The sequence below is a fragment of the Ramlibacter sp. P4_H7 genome (genome assembly GCF_056400765.1).
In genome coordinates this window covers 193270-210174 of the sequence record NZ_JBFUKP010000006.1, presented here as the reverse complement: position 1 = coordinate 210174, position 16905 = coordinate 193270, and the positions used below count along the sequence as shown (strand labels likewise).

19 protein-coding genes are annotated in these 16905 nt (G+C 68.2%); 7 read left to right on the top strand and 12 right to left on the bottom strand.

Annotated elements, in window-relative coordinates; genetic code table 11:
• Positions 1-8 precede the first annotated feature (8 nt).
• Together AC1DSA_RS11295 and AC1DSA_RS11290 are read right to left on the bottom strand one after the other, a co-directional pair.
• A complete protein-coding gene (locus tag AC1DSA_RS11295; protein ID WP_477889081.1) occupies positions 9-1352 on the bottom strand; it encodes an FAD-dependent oxidoreductase in 1344 nt (447 codons plus the stop codon).
• On the bottom strand, positions 1352-2545 hold the full coding sequence (locus tag AC1DSA_RS11290; protein ID WP_477889079.1) for a 3-hydroxybenzoate 6-monooxygenase: 1194 nt from the start codon (positions 2543-2545) through the stop codon (positions 1352-1354). The genes AC1DSA_RS11295 and AC1DSA_RS11290 overlap by 1 nt, the downstream gene beginning before the upstream one ends.
• A 102-nt stretch (positions 2546-2647) precedes the next feature.
• On the opposite strand from AC1DSA_RS11290, the gene AC1DSA_RS11285 reads away from it, so the two are divergent.
• Positions 2648-3100: a MarR family winged helix-turn-helix transcriptional regulator gene (locus tag AC1DSA_RS11285; protein WP_477889077.1), complete on the top strand. Its 453-nt coding sequence runs from the start codon at positions 2648-2650 to the stop codon at positions 3098-3100.
• Between the two features lie 110 nt (positions 3101-3210).
• Positions 3211-3873, top strand: a complete 663-nt coding sequence (locus AC1DSA_RS11280) for a YiaD family glycine zipper/OmpA-like lipoprotein (RefSeq protein ID WP_477889076.1) — start codon at positions 3211-3213, stop codon at positions 3871-3873.
• Positions 3874-3909: 36 nt separating this feature from the next.
• Here the strand turns inward: AC1DSA_RS11280 and AC1DSA_RS11275 are convergent, their stop codons facing one another.
• From AC1DSA_RS11275 to AC1DSA_RS11250, 6 genes are read right to left on the bottom strand one after another with little or no spacing between them, the layout of a single operon-like run.
• Positions 3910-4218, bottom strand: coding sequence for an antibiotic biosynthesis monooxygenase family protein (locus AC1DSA_RS11275; RefSeq protein WP_477889075.1), 309 nt, complete (start codon positions 4216-4218; stop codon positions 3910-3912).
• A gap of 9 nt (positions 4219-4227) precedes the next feature.
• Complete coding sequence (locus AC1DSA_RS11270; protein ID WP_477889073.1) at positions 4228-4551, bottom strand: 2Fe-2S iron-sulfur cluster-binding protein; 324 nt, start codon at positions 4549-4551, stop codon at positions 4228-4230.
• A complete protein-coding gene (locus AC1DSA_RS11265) occupies positions 4551-6029 on the bottom strand; it encodes a glutamine synthetase family protein (RefSeq protein WP_477889071.1) in 1479 nt (492 codons plus the stop codon). Before AC1DSA_RS11265 ends, AC1DSA_RS11270 begins: the two co-directional genes overlap by 1 nt.
• Positions 6026-7411: a Rieske 2Fe-2S domain-containing protein gene (locus AC1DSA_RS11260; protein WP_477889070.1), complete on the bottom strand. Its 1386-nt coding sequence runs from the start codon at positions 7409-7411 to the stop codon at positions 6026-6028. Before AC1DSA_RS11260 ends, AC1DSA_RS11265 begins: the two co-directional genes overlap by 4 nt.
• Before the next feature lie 13 nt (positions 7412-7424).
• Entirely contained in the window at positions 7425-7955 is a 531-nt protein-coding gene (locus tag AC1DSA_RS11255; protein WP_477889068.1) for a superoxide dismutase family protein, read from the bottom strand.
• Between the two features lie 29 nt (positions 7956-7984).
• Positions 7985-8923: an alpha/beta hydrolase gene (locus AC1DSA_RS11250; RefSeq protein WP_477889066.1), complete on the bottom strand. Its 939-nt coding sequence runs from the start codon at positions 8921-8923 to the stop codon at positions 7985-7987.
• Between the two features lie 57 nt (positions 8924-8980).
• Here AC1DSA_RS11250 and maiA point away from each other — a divergent pair, with 57 nt between their 5' ends.
• Both maiA and pgeF read left to right on the top strand, forming a co-directional pair.
• On the top strand, positions 8981-9622 hold the full coding sequence (maiA, locus tag AC1DSA_RS11245) for a maleylacetoacetate isomerase (RefSeq protein WP_477889064.1): 642 nt from the start codon (positions 8981-8983) through the stop codon (positions 9620-9622).
• Positions 9623-9625: 3 nt separating this feature from the next.
• Entirely contained in the window at positions 9626-10363 is a 738-nt protein-coding gene (gene pgeF, locus AC1DSA_RS11240; protein ID WP_477889062.1) for a peptidoglycan editing factor PgeF, read from the top strand.
• Here the strand turns inward: pgeF and AC1DSA_RS11235 are convergent.
• A complete protein-coding gene (locus AC1DSA_RS11235; RefSeq protein ID WP_477889158.1) occupies positions 10295-10528 on the bottom strand; it encodes a hypothetical protein in 234 nt (77 codons plus the stop codon). The two genes, pgeF and AC1DSA_RS11235, sit on opposite strands and share 69 nt — an antisense overlap.
• Before the next feature lie 123 nt (positions 10529-10651).
• Between AC1DSA_RS11235 and phaC the strand changes: the two genes are divergently transcribed.
• The 3 genes from phaC (at position 10652) to phbB (ending at position 14390) form a co-directional block, all read left to right on the top strand.
• Positions 10652-12331, top strand: coding sequence for a class I poly(R)-hydroxyalkanoic acid synthase (gene phaC, locus AC1DSA_RS11230; RefSeq protein WP_477889060.1), 1680 nt, complete (start codon positions 10652-10654; stop codon positions 12329-12331).
• A gap of 95 nt (positions 12332-12426) precedes the next feature.
• Positions 12427-13608, top strand: coding sequence for an acetyl-CoA C-acetyltransferase (locus tag AC1DSA_RS11225; RefSeq protein ID WP_477889058.1), 1182 nt, complete (start codon positions 12427-12429; stop codon positions 13606-13608).
• A 44-nt stretch (positions 13609-13652) separates the two neighbouring features.
• Positions 13653-14390: an acetoacetyl-CoA reductase gene (gene phbB, locus AC1DSA_RS11220; RefSeq protein ID WP_477889056.1), complete on the top strand. Its 738-nt coding sequence runs from the start codon at positions 13653-13655 to the stop codon at positions 14388-14390.
• Positions 14391-14479: 89 nt separating this feature from the next.
• Here the strand turns inward: phbB and AC1DSA_RS11215 are convergent, their stop codons facing one another.
• The 3 genes from AC1DSA_RS11215 to AC1DSA_RS11205 form a co-directional block, all read right to left on the bottom strand.
• A complete protein-coding gene (locus AC1DSA_RS11215; RefSeq protein ID WP_477889054.1) occupies positions 14480-14893 on the bottom strand; it encodes an RNA-binding protein in 414 nt (137 codons plus the stop codon).
• 104 nt (positions 14894-14997) lie between these two features.
• Positions 14998-15375 carry an RNA-binding protein gene (locus AC1DSA_RS11210; RefSeq protein ID WP_477889052.1) on the bottom strand — a complete coding sequence of 126 codons (378 nt, stop codon included), beginning with the start codon at positions 15373-15375 and terminating at the stop codon, positions 14998-15000.
• A 213-nt stretch (positions 15376-15588) separates the two neighbouring features.
• Positions 15589-16311: a LuxR C-terminal-related transcriptional regulator gene (locus AC1DSA_RS11205; RefSeq protein ID WP_477889051.1), complete on the bottom strand. Its 723-nt coding sequence runs from the start codon at positions 16309-16311 to the stop codon at positions 15589-15591.
• Positions 16312-16905 lie beyond the last annotated feature (594 nt).

Genomic DNA, 16905 nt, shown 5'->3' with positions numbered 1-16905 from the left:
GGTTTCCTTCACCAGGTGCGGCCCAGGTAGGCGCCATTCTGTTCGAGCCGGGCTTGCAGGGCAGGGATGTCCACGTCGGCCGCCGTGCGGCCGTCCTTCAGCGCGAGGTCGGCCGCGCTGCCCACGGCCTGGCCCATGACGAAGCAGGCGCCGGTCACGCGGGCGGCGGACTGCGCCTCATGGGACATGGAGGCGCAGCGGCCAGCGATCCACACGTTGTCCACGCCTTGCGGCACGGTCATGCGGTAGGGCAGGTGGTTGAATCCGCGCGACTCCGGGATCTTGGGCCAGCGGAATTCCACGTCACCCTTGAGGTGCAGTTCCAGCGGCCAGCCATTCACGCCGATGGTATCGTCGAAACTTTCGCACTCCAGCACGTCGCGCTCGGTGAGCTGGTACAGGCCGCGCACGCGCCGCGTTTCGCGGATGCCGACCTGCGGTGCGATGTCGACGATGTAGCTGCCCTCGAAGCCGGGCACTTCGCGCAGGAACCCGGCCACCTCGGCGATCTGCCGGCGGCCCAGCACCTCGGCGTCGCTCAGCTCGCGTGCGTCGGTGCCGTTCATGGCGTTGCCGTCGCGGTTGGCCAGCTGCGTGAGGTTGACCCGCCATTCGATGCCGCTCTTTTGCGGCCGCACGATCGGCGTCTTGCGGGGGAATCGGTAGCGGCCTTCGGCTTCCGCCTGCAGCATGAGCTTCGGGATGACCTCCCAGGCCTTGCCCGCGCGTTCCGGATCGATGCCGTTCAGGCGGAACATCGTCGACGGATAGAGCATGTTGCCGGCACCGTCCCCGAGCTCGCTGGGGACGCCGGCCCAGGCGGCCAGGTCGCCGTCGCCGGAAGCGTCGACGAACGCCCGGCCAACGACCGCGTAGCGCCCCGACTTGGTCTCCACCAGCAGCGCCTGCACCCGTCGTTCGTCGGCCATCACGACGCCGGCGGCGAGCGCATGGAACAGCACCTCGACGCCGGAGGACAGCAGCAGGTCGTCCGCGGCGATCTTGTAGGCGGCGGTGTCGTAGGCCTGGGCCACCGTCTTGCCGAACAGGGCATGCGGCGCATTCAGGCCGCCGAGGCGGTCGATCCGCTGCAGCAATTCGTCGGCCACGCCGTGCACCACCTGGCGGATGTCGCCATGCACGTTCGCGTGCAATCCGCAGAAGTTGGTGACGCCGGCCGCCGTCCCCATGCCGCCCAGGAAGCCGTAGCGTTCGATCAGCAGCGTGCGGCGGCCGGCGCGGGCAGCCGCCACCGCCGCGGCCATGCCGGCGGGCCCGCCGCCGAGGACCACGACGTCGTATTCGCCCCAGACCGGTGTCTGGCGGCTGGGTTCCGTGAGGGTGTGCGGCATCAGTCGAACAGGTTCTTCAAATCCAGGCCTTTGTACATCCAGGACAGGCCCGCGAAGCCCGCCGCCTCCTCGCCGCTCTGGAACATGCGGTTGCGCAGTTCGCGCGTGACCCCCGAGGCGTGGTAGATGTCCCCGTAGAAACGCGCGGTGAGCTGCACGCGGCCGGTGCGCAGGTAGCGCGCCTTCTGGTACTTCTGGAACGCGCTGGCGACGTCGTTGCCCGTGTGCCTGAGCGCTTCGCCCAGCACCACGGCGTCCTCGATGGCCTGGCCGGCGCCCTGCGCCAGGTACTGCAGCATCGGGTGCGCGGCGTCGCCCAGCAGCGTCACGCGGCCGTCGCTCCAGTTCTTCACCGGCTCGCGGTCGCACAGCACCCACATCTTCCAGGTCTCGATCTTGTCCAGCAGCTCGCGCACCTGGGGAACGGCCTGCGCGAAGCGCTCCGTCAGTTCGGCGCTGTCGCCGAAGGTGTTCCAGCCCTCGTCGTACTTGTTGCTGTGGAACACGGCCACCAGGTTGAACAGCTCGCCGCGCCGCAGGGGGTAGTGCACCAGGTGCGTCTTCTCGCCGCCCCACAGCAGCACGTCGTCGCTCCAGAGGTGCGCCGGCACCTCGTCGCGCCGGAGCACCGCGCGGTACGCGATGTGGCCGGACACGCGCGGCTTGCCGTCGCCCACCACGGCCTGCCGCACCCGGCTCCACAGGCCGTCGGCACCGATCAGCGCGTCGGCTCGCACCGTTTCGCCGTCCCCGAGCTGCACCGTCACGCCCTGGCCGTCCTGTGCATACCCTTCGACCTTGGTCGAGGTGCGCAGCTTCACCGTCGGCTGTGCCTTGCAGGCCTCCAGGAACACGTTGTGGATGTCGACGCGGTAGATCACGCCGTACGGATACCCGTACGCCGCGTTCGCCATGTCGCCGAGCGGCACGCGGATCACCTGTTCGCCGGTGCGCACGTCGTTCATGGCCAGGCCCGTGGGGAAGAAGGCGACCTTGTCGATCGCTTCCGTCAGGCCCAGCAGGTCGAACATGCGGAAGATGTTGGGCCCCAGCTGGATGCCGGCGCCGATCTCGCCGAAGGCCGAAGACTGTTCCAGCACCGTGACCTCGTGGCCTTGGCGCCCCAACACGCAGGCCGCAGCGAGGCCGCCGATGCCGCCGCCCGCCACCACGATCGAAAGGGGCTTGCCCATGCTTGTCTCCTCATGGCTCCGTGAACCGGAGCGCGTCGATCATAAGCATACATATCAATTCGGCCTGGCGCAAGCCACGGGCGCGCCGCTACACTGCCGCGCATGGCGAAGAGCTTCGATTTCCAGCATGCACCGGGGCACCTGATCCGGCGCGCGCACCAGGTGGCGGTGGCGATCTTCATGGAGGAGACCGCGGGCTTCGACGTCACGCCGGTGCAATTCGCCATCCTGAACGCGCTGCTGGAGGATCCGGGCGAGGACCAGGTGACGCTGGCGGGCAAGGTCGCCTTCGATGCCGCCACTTTCGGCTCCGTGATCACGCGGCTGGAGGCCCGTGGCTGGGTGCGCCGCGAGCCGGACGGCGCCGACCGCCGCCGCAAGCTGCTGTGGGTCACGCTGCAGGGGGAGGAGATCGCCCGGAAGATGAAGCGCGCCGTGGGCAAGGTGCAGCAGCGCATCCTGGAGCCGCTGGACAGCCGCGAGCGTGCGCAACTCGTCACGCTGCTCGACCGGCTGGTGGCCGGACACGGCATCGCCGGCTCCGAAGCCGAGTAAGCAAAAGCAAATTCGGCCAAAGGCGCCCGACTGTTGATCCCGTCCTGCATCCATGCGCCCCAGTTTGTCCTTCAATGCACGGTGCCCAGCACATCAATGAAAGGATTCCCATGAAGAACCCCACCATCCGCAGCGGCCTGCTGGCAGTTGGCGCGTCGGCCCTGGTCCTGGCCGGCTGTGCCGACATGAACACCGGCATGACCAGCACCCAGAAGAACACCGCCATCGGCGCGGGCGTCGGCGCCCTGGCCGGCGCGGCGATCGGCCAGAACGCGACGGGGGCGTTGATCGGCGCCGGCGTCGGCGCCGCGGGCGGCTACATCTGGTCCAAGAACATGGAGCAGAAGAAGCAGGCCATGGAGCAGGCCACCGTCGGCAGCGGCGTGGCCGTGCAGCAGACGCCCGACAACCAGCTGAAGCTGAACGTGCCCGGCGACCTGTCCTTCGACACGGGCCGCGCGGACATCAAGCCGAACATGCGTCCGATCCTGGACCAGTTTGCCAACGGCCTGGCCGGCCAGCCGAACACCGAGGTGCGGATCATCGGCCACACCGACAGCACCGGCTCGGACGAACTGAACAACCGGCTGTCCACCGAGCGCGCACAGGCCACCAAGAACTACCTGGTGTCGCGCGGCGTGAATGCCAACCAGGTGGTCGTCGCCGGCCGTGGGGAGCATGAGCCGGTGGCGGACAACAGCACAGATGCCGGCCGCGCGCGCAACCGGCGCGTGGAGATCTTCCTGGGCGAGCGCAGCGTCGCGGCGCGCTGATGGCCTTCTTCTGAAAAGGGGCCTCGCGGCCCCTTTTCAGTTCCCGTCGCTCTTGGCGAGCAGGGTGAAGTGCTCCACCACCGGTGGCTGCGCGAAGAAGGGTCCCACGATCGCGCGCCACTCGGGGAACAAGGGGCCTTGGCGGAACGTGACGGTGTGAGATTCGAGCGTGTCCCAGAAGATCTGCAGGATGTAGCGCTCGGGCGATTCGATGCCCTTGTTCACCTTGAAGCCCCGGAAGCCTTCGGCGCGCGAGATGACGGTGCGCACGCCGCGCTCGATGGCGGCGTCGAATTCGGCCTGCTTGCCCGGCGGGATGCGGATGTCGGCGAGTTCGAGAATCATGGCGGTCCCTCAGTGCTGTGTGTCGGGCAAGTCTACCGTCAGCCCATCGAGGTCCGGCGCCAGTTCGATCTGGCAGCTCAGCCGGCTGTTCGCCTTGCGCGCGGCGGCGGTGAACTCCAGCATGCCGAGTTCGTCGCCGGAGGGCGGCGGCAATCGGCCCGCGAAGGGCTCGCGCACGTAGACGTGGCAGGTGGCGCAGGTGAGCAGGCCGCCGCAGTCGGCCTCGATGCCGCGCGCATTGGCGGCGACGGCGGCCTGCATCAGGCTTTCGCCCTCGCGGCCCTCCACGGTCGTTTCGCTCCCGTCGGGGGCGACCAGGTGAACACGGATCATCAGATGCGGCCGAAGTATTCGCGGCGCTGGAATTCGTCGGGGTCCTCGGCGGCTTCGAAGCGCTCGCGCTCGGACTGCTTGATGCGGCTGAAGTAGGCGATGAAGTCGCGCCCGAACGCCTCGCACAGGGCGGTGTCGCCCGCGAGCGCCGTGAGCGCCTCGCCCAGGCTGGTGGGCAGGCTCTCGCCGGCGCCGGCGTAGGGCGCGTCGGTGGCCGGTGGCGCCTTCAGCCCCCGGGCCATGCCGTCGAGTCCCGCGTGGACCTGCGAGGCGAAGTACAGGTAGGGATTGGCCGCTGGTTCGCCGATGCGGTTCTCGATGCGCGTGGCCGCATCGCCGCACGCGCCGATGACGCGCAGCATCGCGCCGCGGTTGTCGCGCCCCCACAGCACCGACTGCGGCGCCAGGGCGTTGGGACGGAAGCGCCCGAAGCCGTTGGTGGTGGGCGTGCAGAAAACGGTCATGCCGCGCGCGTGCTCCAGCAGGCCCGCGAGGTAGTGCTCGCCGATGTCCGACAGCGTGTGGGTCGCATGCGTCGCGTCGCTGCCGGGCGCCGGTGCGTCGCGCATGAACACGTTGCGGCCGGTGCGCGCATCCCACAGCGACTGGTGCAGGTGCCAGCCGCTGGACATGATGTTGGGAAAGGGCGGGCGGCACATGAAGGTGGCGTGGTAGCCGGCGCGGCGCAAGGCCATCTTCACGGCGTTGCGGAACAGGACCATGTTGTCCGCCGCGGTGAGTGCATCGGTGGCATCGAATACCGCCTCGACCTGGCTGGGGCCGAGCTCCACTTCCAGCGACAGCAGCGGCAGCCCGAGCGCCTGCGCCGTGTGCTGCACGATCCGAAGCGGCTCCTCGGCCAGGTCGTACCAGGCTTCGGCGAGCAGGTGGTACCCGGAGTGCACCAGGCTCACCGCAGGCGCCGGTCCCGGCCACGCGGCCTGCATCGGGTCGAGCGCAGGCTGGTGGTCCTGCAGCTTGTAGATGTGGAACTCGACTTCCAGGCCGCACTTCATCGTGAAGCCCGCGTCGGCCAGGCGGGCCAGCGCGCGTTGCAGCACGCGCCGCGTGTCCAGCTCCACCGCCTGCCCGTCCTGGAACCAGGGCTGCGCGCGCAGCCAGCCCGTGGCGGGCGTCCAGGGCAGCTGGCGAAAGCTGTCGGGATCGGCCAGCAGCAGCAGGTTGTTGGCAAAGCCGAAGCCCGGCAGGCTCGCGGTGCCGCCAGGCTCGAACACCTTGAACGCGGTGCGGTCGGAGCTGTCCTTGAGCATCAGCGTGCTCACCAGGCCCACGCCGTCGCGCAGCGCGCGCTCCACCGCTGAAGCCACCAGGGTCTTGCCGCGCAGCACGCCATGGAGGTCGCACCAGGCAAAGCGCACCAGCTCGAGGCCCTGGTCGCCGACGAGGTGGACCAGCCGCTGCAACGCCTGTTCGCGCGCCGCATCGTGCAGGCCGCAGCGTTGCGCGAAGGTGCTCACGAAGCCTGGGTCTCCTGGACCGAGGCCTGCGGCAGCCAGGGGGATCCGCCGCGCTTGGCCTGCACGCGCTCCTGCCACCACGTGCCCCAGGTGCCCGCGGGCGCGATGCCATCCACCGTATCCGGGCCCCGCATCTGCGTCGCCAGAGCCGGATCGGCCGCCCCGGGCGCCGTGCCGCCGGCCTGCACCGTCTCGATGGCCTTCAACAGGACGCGGCGGTTTGCCATGATCACCTTGTCGCTGGTGCCCAGGTGCTCGCGGGTGCGGTCCTGGATCGCGCCCATGCTCTCCACGGCCCACTGGTCGTGCACGTTGATGTCCTCCTCCCCCATGCCCAGGAAGGTCTGCGTGCGTTGCTCCTCGGCGTTGAAGCCCCAGTTGTTGTGGCGGCCGGACTTGGGGAGGTAGTCGGGCAGGGAGATGAACTGCAGGCGCTGGTTGCGCATCGCCTCCTGGTCCACCGGCCCGGCGAAGCTGGTGAAGATGGCGTACCAGTAGGTGTGCTCGTCGTCGACCGGCAAGTGCATCTGCGTGATGGTGAGAGTCTCCGACAGCGGGATCACGAAGGTGTGCGGGAAGATCGCCTGCGTGATCCGCACGTGGGTCAGCTGGTCCGTCATCGGCCGCAACGCGGTGAGCTGCAGGCCCCACGGCTTGCTCTCGAAGGAGATGTCCGGCTGGTGGAACTCGCGCATGATGCGCGTCATCGGCCACTTCTCGCCGCCGAAATCACCGGCGCTCGCGCTGCGGAACTGCTTGCCCGCCGCGTTCTCGCCGACGGATTCGAGCGATGCATCGTTCAGGAAGCGGTGCAGGAAGGATGGGTGGGCCGGGTCGATGCCGACCTCGAAGGCCTGCAGCCAGTTGCAGTGCCACAGGCCCTTGAAGGCGAAGGTGTGCGTGGCCGGCGCGGTGAAGCAGTCGAAGCCGGGGAAGGGCGGTTGCCGGCCTTCCTCGCCGAACCATCCGAACAGCACGCCGCTTTTCTCGACCACCGGGTAGCTGCGCTGCCGCACGCGCTCGCACAGCTTGCTGCCTGCGGGCTCCGCCGGGGTTTCGAGGCAGCGGCCGGTGGCGTCGAACTTCCAGCCGTGGAACGGACAGCGCAGGCCGTCCCCCTCGTGCCGGCCGAAGGAGAGGTCGGCACCGCGGTGGGGGCAGTCGCGGTCCAGCAGGCCCCAGCGGCCGGCCGCATCGCGGAACAGCACCAGGTCCTGCCCGAGGACGCGCACGGCTTTCACCGGCCGTTGCGCCATGCGCGGATCCAGGCGCGGATCGAACTCATCGACCAGCGCCACCGGCTGCCAGTAGCTGCGCAACACCGCGCCGCAAGCCGTGCCGGGACCGATGCGCGTGACCAGTTCGTTCTGTTCCGACTTCATGCCAGCCCTCCGCTCAAGAGCGTGCCACCACCGCGCACGCCAGGCGCGGGCCGGAGTTGCCGGTCGGCTGCGTCGTGAAGTCGTCCGGATCGCGGTGCACGATCAGGCCGCGGCCGACCACGTCGTTGGGACCGCTGCCCACCCGGATGGCCGTCGTGTCGAAGCTGAAGCGCGCGACGCCGCTCCCGTCCGCGCGCAGGCTCTGCAGGTCTCCCGCATGGTGCGCCGCGCCGTCGTGCCGGCCGTGCGGTGCGCCCGAAGGATTGAAATGCCCGCCGGCGCTCATGCCGTCGCCGCTGCTGCAATCCCCCTTCTCGTGCACGTGGAAGCCGTGCTCGGCGCCCGGCTTCAGGCCGCGGATCTCGCCGCTCACCTGCACCTTGTCGCCGGACTGCACGAAGCGCACCGTGCCCGCCGCGCTGTTGCCGGTGGTGGGCGCCAGGGTCGCGGTCGCGCTGGGGCCGGTGCCCATGCCGAGATTCGCGCAGGCGGCGAGCGTGAGCGCGGAGGAGGCGGTCAGGAGGGCGGCGAGGGTCTTGTTCATGGCGGTTTCCTGGGTGGACGAAAGGTGGATCAAACCAGCGCCTGCCGCAGCTGCGCGGCACAAAGCTGGACGGCGACGTTGGCTTCGTCGAGAACGCGGCCCATGAGGATGAAGCCGTGGATCTGGCGCTCGAAATTCACCAGCGCGGCACGGTTGCCCGCTTCGGACAGCTTCTGCGCGTACTGCAGGCCCTCGTCGCGCAGCGGGTCGTAGCCGGCGGTGAGGACGAAGGCCGGGGGCAGCTTCGCGTGGTTCGCGTGCAGCAGCGGCGAGGCACGCCAGTCGAGGTCCTGGCGCGGGTCGGGGAGGTAGTGGTCATGGAAGTAGTCCATGGTCTCCTTGGTGAGGAGGTAGCCCTGGCCGTTGGCGGCGTGCGAAGGCGCGCCGCGACGCTGGTCGGTGGCCGGGTAGATCAGCAGCTGGTAGGCGATGGGCAGGTCCCCCGCATCGCGCGCGGCCAGGGCGACGACCGCCGCGAGATTGCCGCCGGCACTGTCGCCCCCCACGGCGAGCCGGGAGGCGTCGACCTTCAGCGCCTGTGCCTGCGCGCGCACCCAGCGGGTGGCCGCGATCGCGTCGTCCACGGCCGCCGGGAAACGGTGCTCGGGGCCCATGCGGTAATCCACCGAGACTACCGCGCAGCCGGACAGGTTGCAAAGCTGGCGGCACAGCACGTCGTGCGTGTCCAGGTCGCCGATCACCCAGCCGCCACCGTGGAAGTAGACCAGCACCGGCAGCACGTCCGCGGCGGAGGAGCCTGCCGGCCGGTAGCTGCGCACCGGGATCGGTCCGGCGGGTCCGGTGGCCTGCAGGTCCTGCACGGAGCCGACGCCGGGTGCATCGGGCTGCGTGAAGGTGCGCCGCTCCCGGTAGAAGGCGCGCGCCTGGTCCGGCGACAGGGTGTGCGTAGGCGGCACGCCCTTTTCTTCGATCAGGCGCAGGAGCGCCCGGGCCTGGGGATGCAGCATGCGGAGTCTCCTGGTGCTTTCGCCGCAGTGTAGAGGACGGCGGTTTATGCTTGGCGCATGAAGCTGCACAACTACTTCCGCTCCTCCGCGTCGTTCCGCGTGCGCATCGCGCTCGAGCTCAAAGGCCTGGCCTACGACTATCTTCCGGTGCACCTGGTCAAGGGCGAGCACAAGACCGAGAAGTACGCGGCGATTTCCGCCTCGGGCCTGGTGCCGACGCTGGAGACCGACGACGGGGAACTCCTCAGCCAGTCGATGGCCATCATCGAGTACCTGGACGAGACCCATCCGAACCCGCCGCTGCTGCCCCAGGATGCGCTGGGGCGCGCCCGCGTGCGCGCACTGGCGCAACTGATCGCCTGCGAGATCCACCCGCTGAACAACCTGCGCGTGCTGAAGTATCTGGTGCGCGACCTGAAGGTGGAGGAAGAGGCCAAGAACACCTGGTACCGGCACTGGGTGCGCAGCGGCCTGGAACTGTTCGAGAAGGAACTGCAGCGGCTGCCGGCCGGCACCTACTGCTTCGGCGACACGCCCACGCTGGCCGACTGCTGCCTGGTGCCGCAGATCTTCAACGGCCAGCGCTTCAACGTGGACTTCGGCGGGCTGCCGCGAACGATGGCGGCGTTCGAAGCGTGCATGAAGCATCCCGCTTTCCAGAAGGCCCAGCCTTCCAGCTGCCCGGACAACGAGGGCTGACCCGTGCTGCCGCAGTGGCCCGTGCCCGCCGGCGTGCAGGCCTTCTGCAGCGAGCGCGACGGCGGCGTGTCCAAAGCGCCGTACGACTGCCTGAATCTGGGCGACCACGTCGGCGATGACCCGGCGGCGGTGGCCGAGAACCGGCGGCGCTTCGCCGGCCGTTTGGGCGCCCGGCCCGTGTTCCTGAAGCAGGTGCACGGCCGCGGCGTCGTTCGCCTGCAGGCCGCGACACCCGACGGCACCGAGGCAGATGCGTGCTGGACGACCGAGCGCGGCGTCGCCTGCACGATGATGGTGGCGGACTGCTTGCCGGTGCTGCTGGCCCCCCGCGCGGGCGGCATCGTCGGCGCCGCCCACTGCGGTTGGCGCGGGCTGGCCGATGGCGTGCTCGAAGCACTCTGGCAGGACATGGCGCCGCTGGCCGGCGCGCCCGGCGAGATGCTGGCCTGGCTGGGCCCCTGCATCGGACCGGAGGCCTTCGAGGTGGGCCCGGAGGTCCGCGCGGCCTTCGTGGACCGGGACCCAGGTGCAGCCGACGCGTTTCGCGCCCATGGGGCGGGCAAGTTTCTCGCGGACCTGCCGGCCCTCGCGCGCCGGCGGCTCGCCGCGATGGGACTGCGTGCGGTGCACGGCAATGACGGCAGCCGTGCCTGGTGCACGGTCGCCCAGTCTTCAAGGTTCTTTTCGCACCGGCGGGACCGCGTCAGCGGGCGGCTGGCGGCGAGCGTCTGGCTCGCCTGAGGCGGCGGCCGCCTCTGCCTCGCGGCGCTCGCGCGCGGCACGGCGCGCCGGCCGTCCCATGAGATACATCAGTAGAGCCACTGGCCCCACGCCATAGAGTACAAAGGTGAATGCGGCGCCCAGGAGTGTCCCGCTCGGATGGTTCGCCTCGGCGACGGCCATCATCAGCGCGACATAGGTCCAGGCGATGACGACGAGGTACACAGGCGCTCCAAAGATTCATGTTGCACCGCAACATTTTTGATGGGATACTTCGGGAAAACCCCGAATAAGACAGGAGACAATCAGATGAATTCTGACGTGGACTGGGCTGCCCATGCGAAGCGGTTCCAGCAGGACCTCGGCACGCAATGGACGCAGGCCCTGCAATCCGTCCAGCACGGCGCCCCCAGCTTGCCCTCGATCCGTTTCGCAGCCGAGAAGCTGCAGGAACTCCAGAACGCCTACGTGCAGGAGGCCAGCCAGCTCTGGAACCAGGGCTTGACGGACCGCCCCGCTCCCGCCGACAAGCGCTTCGCCGGCGACGCCTGGTCGCGCAATCCGGTGGCCGCTTTCTCCGCCTCCGTCTACCTGCTCAATGCACGCACGCTGCTCGGTCTGGCAGAGGCAGCGGACACGGACGTGAAGACCAAGGCGCGCCTGCGCTTCGCGGTCGAGCAGTGGATGGCTGCTTCCGCGCCGAGCAACTTCATGGCACTGAACGCAGAGGCCCAGCAGAAGGCGCTGGAGTCCAAGGGCGAGAGCATCGCGCGCGGCATGCAGAACCTGCTGGCGGACCTGCAGCAGGGCCACGTCTCGATGACCGACGAAAGCGCCTTCGAGGTCGGCAAGAACGTTGCGACGACGGAAGGCGCCGTGGTGTTCGAAAACGATCTGTTCCAGCTGATCGAATACAAGCCGCTCACCAAGCAGGTGTACGAGCGCCCGTACCTCGTCATTCCGCCCTGCATCAACAAGTTCTACATCCTCGACCTGCAGCCGGAGAACTCGCTGATCCGCTACCTGGCGGAGCAGGGCCACCGCACTTTCGTGGTCAGCTGGCGCAACCCCGATGCTTCGATGGAGCACATGACCTGGGACGACTACATCGCCGACGGCGCCCTGAAGGCGATCTCGGTGACGCAGGACATCTCCGGCGCCAAGCAGATCAACGCGCTGGGCTTCTGCGTCGGCGGCACCATCCTCGGCACCTCGCTGGCCGTGCTCGCCGCACGCAAGGAAAAGCCGGTGGCCAGCGCAACCTTCCTCACCACCTTCCTCGACTTCAGCGACACGGGCATCCTCGACATCTTCATCGACGAGCAAGGCGTCAAGCTGCGCGAGATGCAGATGGGCCAGAAGGGGCTGCTGAAGGGCCAGGAGCTCGCCTCCACCTTCAGCTTCCTGCGCCCGAACGACCTGGTGTGGAACTACGTGGTGGGCAACTACCTCAAGGGCGAAACGCCGCCGCCGTTCGACCTGCTGTACTGGAACAGCGACTCCACCAACCTGCCGGGCCCCATGTATGCCTGGTACCTGCGCAACACCTACCTCGAAAACAACCTGGTCAAGCCGGGCAAGGTGACGGTGTGCGGGGAAAAGCTCGACTTCTCCAAGGTGGACCTGCCGGTCTACATCTACGGCTCGCGCGAGGACCATATCGTTCCCATCGCCGGCGCCTACGGTTCGGTCAAGCACCTGCCCGGCAAGAAGCGCTTCGTGATGGGCGCTTCCGGCCACATTGCCGGCGTGATCAACCCGCCTTCGAAGAACAAGCGGTCCTACTGGACCAACGACAAGCTCCCGGCCGGCTTCGACGCCTGGCTCGCGGGGGCCAAGGAACACCCCGGCAGCTGGTGGCCCGACTGGGCGAACTGGCTCAAGGGGCATGCCGGCAAGCAGGTCGCCGCCCCCAAGTCGTACGGCAAGGGAGCCAAGTACAAGGCGATCGAGCCGGCGCCCGGCAGCTACGTGAAGGCGAAAGCCTGAGCGTCGAGCTTCCCTCCCGGCCCGGGTCCAAGGGGCGGGAGGAACCAAGAAACACCCCAATCCCAGCCCCCCAGTCCCAGCCCCAGGAGACCTCCATGGAAGACATCGTCATCGTTTCCGCCGTCCGCACCGCCGTCGGCAAGTTCGGCGGCTCGCTCGCCAAGATCCCGGCCACCGAGCTGGGCGCGATCGTGATCAAGGAGGCGCTTGCGCGCGCCAAGATCGACCCCTCGCAGGTCGGCGAAGTCATCATGGGCCAGGTGCTCGCCGCGGGCGCCGGCCAGAACCCGGCGCGCCAGGCGCTGCTGAAGGCCGGGCTGCCCAAGGAAGTGCCGGGCCTGACCATCAACGCCGTCTGCGGCTCCGGCCTCAAGGCCGTGATGCTGGCCGCGCAAGCCGTCGCCTGGGGCGATGCCGAGATCGTGGTGGCCGGCGGCCAGGAGAACATGAGCGCGGCCCCGCACGTGCTGCCCAACTCGCGCGACGGCCAGCGCATGGGCGACTGGAAGCTGCAGGACACCATGATCGTCGACGGCCTGTGGGACGTCTACAACCAGTACCACATGGGCGTCACCGCCGAAAACGTCGCCAAGGAACACAACATCGACCGTGCCGCGCAGGATGCGCTGGCGCTGGGCAGCCAGCAGAAGGCCGCCGCGGCGCAGGAAGCCGGCAAGTTCAAGGACGAGATCGTCGCGGTCAACATCCCGCAGAAGAAGGGCGACCCGATCAAGTTCGACAGCGACGAGTTCATCAACAAGAAGACCAATGCCGAGGCGCTCGCCGGCCTGCGGCCTGCGTTCGACAAGGCCGGCTCGGTGACGGCCGGCAATGCCTCGGGCCTGAACGACGGCGCCGCCGCAGTGGTGGTGATGAGCGCAAAGAAGGCCAAGGAACTGGGCCTGAAGCCGCTGGCCACCATCAAGGCCTTCGGCACCAGCGGCCTGGATCCCAAGACCATGGGCATGGGCCCGGTCCCCGCCACCAAGAAGGCGCTGCAGCGCGCCGGCTGGAAGGCCTCCGACGTGAACCTGTTCGAACTGAACGAAGCCTTCGCGGCCCAGGCCTGCGCGGTGAACAAGGCGCTGGACATCGATCCGGCCAAGGTCAACGTCAACGGCGGCGCCATCGCCATCGGGCACCCCATCGGTGCGTCCGGCGCGCGCATCCTGGTGACGCTGTTGCACGAGATGCAGCGACGCGATGCCAAGAAGGGCATCGCCGCGCTGTGCATCGGCGGTGGCATGGGGGTTTCCCTTGCCGTCGAGCGCGCCTGAGCGCGCAGAATGATTTTCCCCAACGAGACGACGAGGTGAACAAAATGGCCCAGAAAGTGGCATACGTGACCGGAGGCATGGGCGGCATCGGCACCGCCATCTGCCAGCGACTGCACAAGGAAGGCTTCAAGGTGATCGCGGGGTGCGGCCCCACGCGCGATTTCGAAAAATGGCTGGGCGAGCAGAAGGCGCTGGGCTACACCTTCCACGCTTCCGTCGGCAATGTGGGTGACTGGGACTCCACGGTCGAGGCCTTCACCAAGGCCAAGTCCGAGCACGGCTCCATCGACGTGCTGGTGAACAACGCCGGCATCACGCGCGACCGCATGTTTCTGAAGATGACCCGCGAAGACTGGGACGCGGTGATCGAGACCAACCTGAACTCCATGTTCAACGTGACCAAGCAGGTCGTGGGCGACATGGTCGAAAAGGGCTGGGGCCGCATCGTCAACATCTCGTCGGTGAACGGCGAGAAGGGCCAGGCCGGCCAGACCAACTACTCCGCGGCCAAGGCCGGCATGCACGGCTTCTCCATGGCGCTGGCGCAGGAGCTCGCGAACAAGGGCGTGACGGTCAACACGGTGAGCCCCGGCTACATCGGCACCGACATGGTCAAGGCGATCCGCCAGGACGTGCTGGACAAGATCGTCGCCACGATCCCGGTCAAGCGCCTGGGCGAGCCGAGCGAGATCGCTTCCATCATCGCCTGGCTGGCGGGTGACGAAAGCGGCTACACCACCGGCGCCGATTTCTCGGTGAACGGCGGCCTGCACATGGGGTGAACGGCCGACGGCGCAGCCCCTTCATGGCCGCGCCCACGCCACGGCTCCCACGCCAAGTCAGCACGAAGGCCCGCGCAAGCGGGCCTTTGTCATTGGCTGACCAGATCCTCGATCACCAGGAAGCGATAGCGCTGCCCGTAGCTGATGGGCGTGTCGCGCAGCACCTCCAGCACGTGGTCGGACGTCAGGGCGGCCTTCGCGTGGACGATCATCGCGTGGTGCCCCTCGTGCGCGAGGTGGCGGAAACGGCGGGCGGTCTCCATCTCGGTACCCACGGAGGGCAGGAGCACGTTCTCGTAGTCGTCGATCGCGTCGCCGATCTGGCGTTCGAAATCGGCGGGCGCGGCGAGGCACAGGTCGTCTTCCGCCACGCCGTCCCGGAGCAACAGCTCGCAGGCATGGTGCGCGTGCTGCTGCGTCGGGAACATCAGCACCATGTGGCCGGTGGGGTAGAAAACGCCTCGCATGTTGGTCATGCCGGAGGTCACGTCGAAGGGCTTCATCTGCGACTCCTGGTCGTTCCGCTTGCGCCAGCATAGGCACGGGACGGCACCGCGGAAAGGCCAAGACCCTTGCCGCGGCGCGGGGAGGCGCGATCGGGCCGGACTCAGTCCACGAGGTCTTCGATCACCAGGGTGCGGTACCGCTGCCCATAGGAGATCGGGACGCCCTGGAGGGCGGCCATGACGCGATCGGAATCTTTCTGGTGCGGTGCGTGGACCATCAACCCATGGTGGCCCTGGGCCGCCAGGTCGGTGATCTTGCGCACGGTGTCACCCTCGGTACCGGCGGACGGCAGGAGATCGTCGTCGCCTTCGGTGCCTGCGAGTTCGCGCCGGACGTCCTCCGGTGTCATCCGCATCAGCGCGTCGCCGGAGATGCCTGCCTGCTCCAGCATGCGGACGGCATCGCCGGCCTGCTGCTCGCCGGGCAGCATCAGCACCATCCAGCCCGTGGGGTAGAAGACGCCGCGCAGGGTCTTCATTTCGGATTCAAGTCGAAACGGCCGCATGCCTCATCCTTTCTCGTGGGGATTTGGCTGATTGCAGCGCACGCGGCGGGGCCGCCCTGTAGTCGGCCGCGGGCGGCCGGGGTAGGAGCGCGTCGCGGCTGGGTCGCCGCACGAGCTCAGCCGCCGGTCTCGCCGGAATGGGATCAGGTGCGGCTCTGGCGACCGTGTGCGCGGACGGCCCCGCGGCTAATGGGCGCGGAAGGCGTCCGCGTGCCCACTCAGGTGGTTCTCGCTGGCGTAGGCGTACAGCGCCAGCCGGCCGGACACGCCGAGCTTCGAGTAGATCGACGTGAGATGGTTGCGCAGGGTGTGTTCGCTGATGCACAGGCGGTCGGCGATGACTTTCACCGGCGACGCGGCGTCCGACATGACGGCGGCGAACGTCTGCCGCTCGCGCAAGGTCAGGGCGTCCAGGCGGCGAGTCTCCGCACTGCGCGCAGCGTTCGCGCCGTGCCCGGAGTCCATGCGGAGCTCCATGCGGCCGCGATCGTGCGCCACTGCGACGGCGCCGGCGCCCGGCGTGATGTACACATCGCCGTTGCCGACCAGCTCGATCGCCTTCAACAGGGTGGCGGGGCCCTCCCGCTTTTGCAGGACGCCGCGCGCGCCGGCGGCCAGCAAATCGCGCAGCAAGCCGGCGTCCGGATCGCACGTCAGCGCGAGGACCTTGAAGCGCTGCTGCATGTAGAGCTGCGAGATGTCCTGCGCCGTGTATCCGTCGTCGAAGTCCAGCACGATCAGGTCAGGGGACTGCCGTTCCAGCAGGGGCATGGCCTCCGACAGGGTGGAGGAGCAGCCGACCAGGATGAACTGCGCGCCTGCCGTCTGGATGAGCCGCTGCAAGCCCCAGCAAACCAGGGGAGGAGCGACCAGGTGCACCTGCACCGGGGCGTCGTTCAGGTCGTTCATGCTTGCCTCCGCGGGGCAAGCTGGGGGGAAGGGCTGCTAGCCCTGGATTGGGCACCCTCGCGACAATCCGTCTTCGCGCTGTTGCACATGGAGACCTCGCACGATCAAAAAATCGTTTCCATCACGCGCTGTCTCCCGGCCTGGCCTCTTTCTGTGAATGGCTTACCAGCCGCGTGTCGTTTGTTGCTCTTTTGGTTTCTTCGTCACCGCAACGCTGGCTCCCGTCCACACGTTGTAAAAGCAGTTTGACACTGTTCCCTACAATGGGAAGCCCCCTTAGTTCCTTCGGATAGGCACGCGTTGAACGATTTGGCAAAAATGCGGACCAAGCGCGTCGGAGTGAAATCCCATCGGGCCGTGCCTTCGCAGCCTTGACCGGGAGGGCGCGAAGGTTTCCCACCCTGGCGTCAATTGACCTGCGAGGTCTCCATCCGTCGCCCGTGTGAATCAAGACGTAGCATGAACAGGGGATCCTCATCGGGCGCGGCAACGCACTCGCCTGGTTGAAATGTCCCGGGACACCGGGAGGAACCTCCTGGCAAAAGGGGGCCGAATGCCCGAACTTGAAGTTCGGCGTGGCGAATGACTGAAACA

Excerpts from the sequence above, each read along its gene's own strand:
- phbB (WP_477889056.1), top strand. The coding sequence starts at position 13,653 with ATGGCCCAGAAAGTGGCATACGTGACCGGAGGCATGGGCGGCATCGGC.
- AC1DSA_RS11215 (WP_477889054.1), bottom strand. The coding sequence starts at position 14,893 with ATGAAGCCCTTCGACGTGACCTCCGGCATGACCAACATGCGAGGCGTT.
- AC1DSA_RS11290 (WP_477889079.1), bottom strand. The coding sequence starts at position 2,545 with ATGGGCAAGCCCCTTTCGATCGTGGTGGCGGGCGGCGGCATCGGCGGC.
- AC1DSA_RS11285 (WP_477889077.1), top strand. The coding sequence starts at position 2,648 with ATGGCGAAGAGCTTCGATTTCCAGCATGCACCGGGGCACCTGATCCGG.
- maiA (WP_477889064.1), top strand. The coding sequence starts at position 8,981 with ATGAAGCTGCACAACTACTTCCGCTCCTCCGCGTCGTTCCGCGTGCGC.
- AC1DSA_RS11255 (WP_477889068.1), bottom strand. The coding sequence starts at position 7,955 with ATGAACAAGACCCTCGCCGCCCTCCTGACCGCCTCCTCCGCGCTCACG.
- AC1DSA_RS11225 (WP_477889058.1), top strand. The coding sequence starts at position 12,427 with ATGGAAGACATCGTCATCGTTTCCGCCGTCCGCACCGCCGTCGGCAAG.
- phaC (WP_477889060.1), top strand. The coding sequence starts at position 10,652 with ATGAATTCTGACGTGGACTGGGCTGCCCATGCGAAGCGGTTCCAGCAG.
- AC1DSA_RS11295 (WP_477889081.1), bottom strand. The coding sequence starts at position 1,352 with ATGCCGCACACCCTCACGGAACCCAGCCGCCAGACACCGGTCTGGGGC.
- AC1DSA_RS11205 (WP_477889051.1), bottom strand. The coding sequence starts at position 16,311 with ATGAACGACCTGAACGACGCCCCGGTGCAGGTGCACCTGGTCGCTCCT.
- AC1DSA_RS11210 (WP_477889052.1), bottom strand. The coding sequence starts at position 15,375 with ATGAAGACCCTGCGCGGCGTCTTCTACCCCACGGGCTGGATGGTGCTG.
- AC1DSA_RS11270 (WP_477889073.1), bottom strand. The coding sequence starts at position 4,551 with ATGATCCGTGTTCACCTGGTCGCCCCCGACGGGAGCGAAACGACCGTG.
- AC1DSA_RS11250 (WP_477889066.1), bottom strand. The coding sequence starts at position 8,923 with ATGCTGCATCCCCAGGCCCGGGCGCTCCTGCGCCTGATCGAAGAAAAG.
- AC1DSA_RS11280 (WP_477889076.1), top strand. The coding sequence starts at position 3,211 with ATGAAGAACCCCACCATCCGCAGCGGCCTGCTGGCAGTTGGCGCGTCG.
- AC1DSA_RS11235 (WP_477889158.1), bottom strand. The coding sequence starts at position 10,528 with ATGATGGCCGTCGCCGAGGCGAACCATCCGAGCGGGACACTCCTGGGC.
- AC1DSA_RS11260 (WP_477889070.1), bottom strand. The coding sequence starts at position 7,411 with ATGAAGTCGGAACAGAACGAACTGGTCACGCGCATCGGTCCCGGCACG.
- AC1DSA_RS11275 (WP_477889075.1), bottom strand. The coding sequence starts at position 4,218 with ATGATTCTCGAACTCGCCGACATCCGCATCCCGCCGGGCAAGCAGGCC.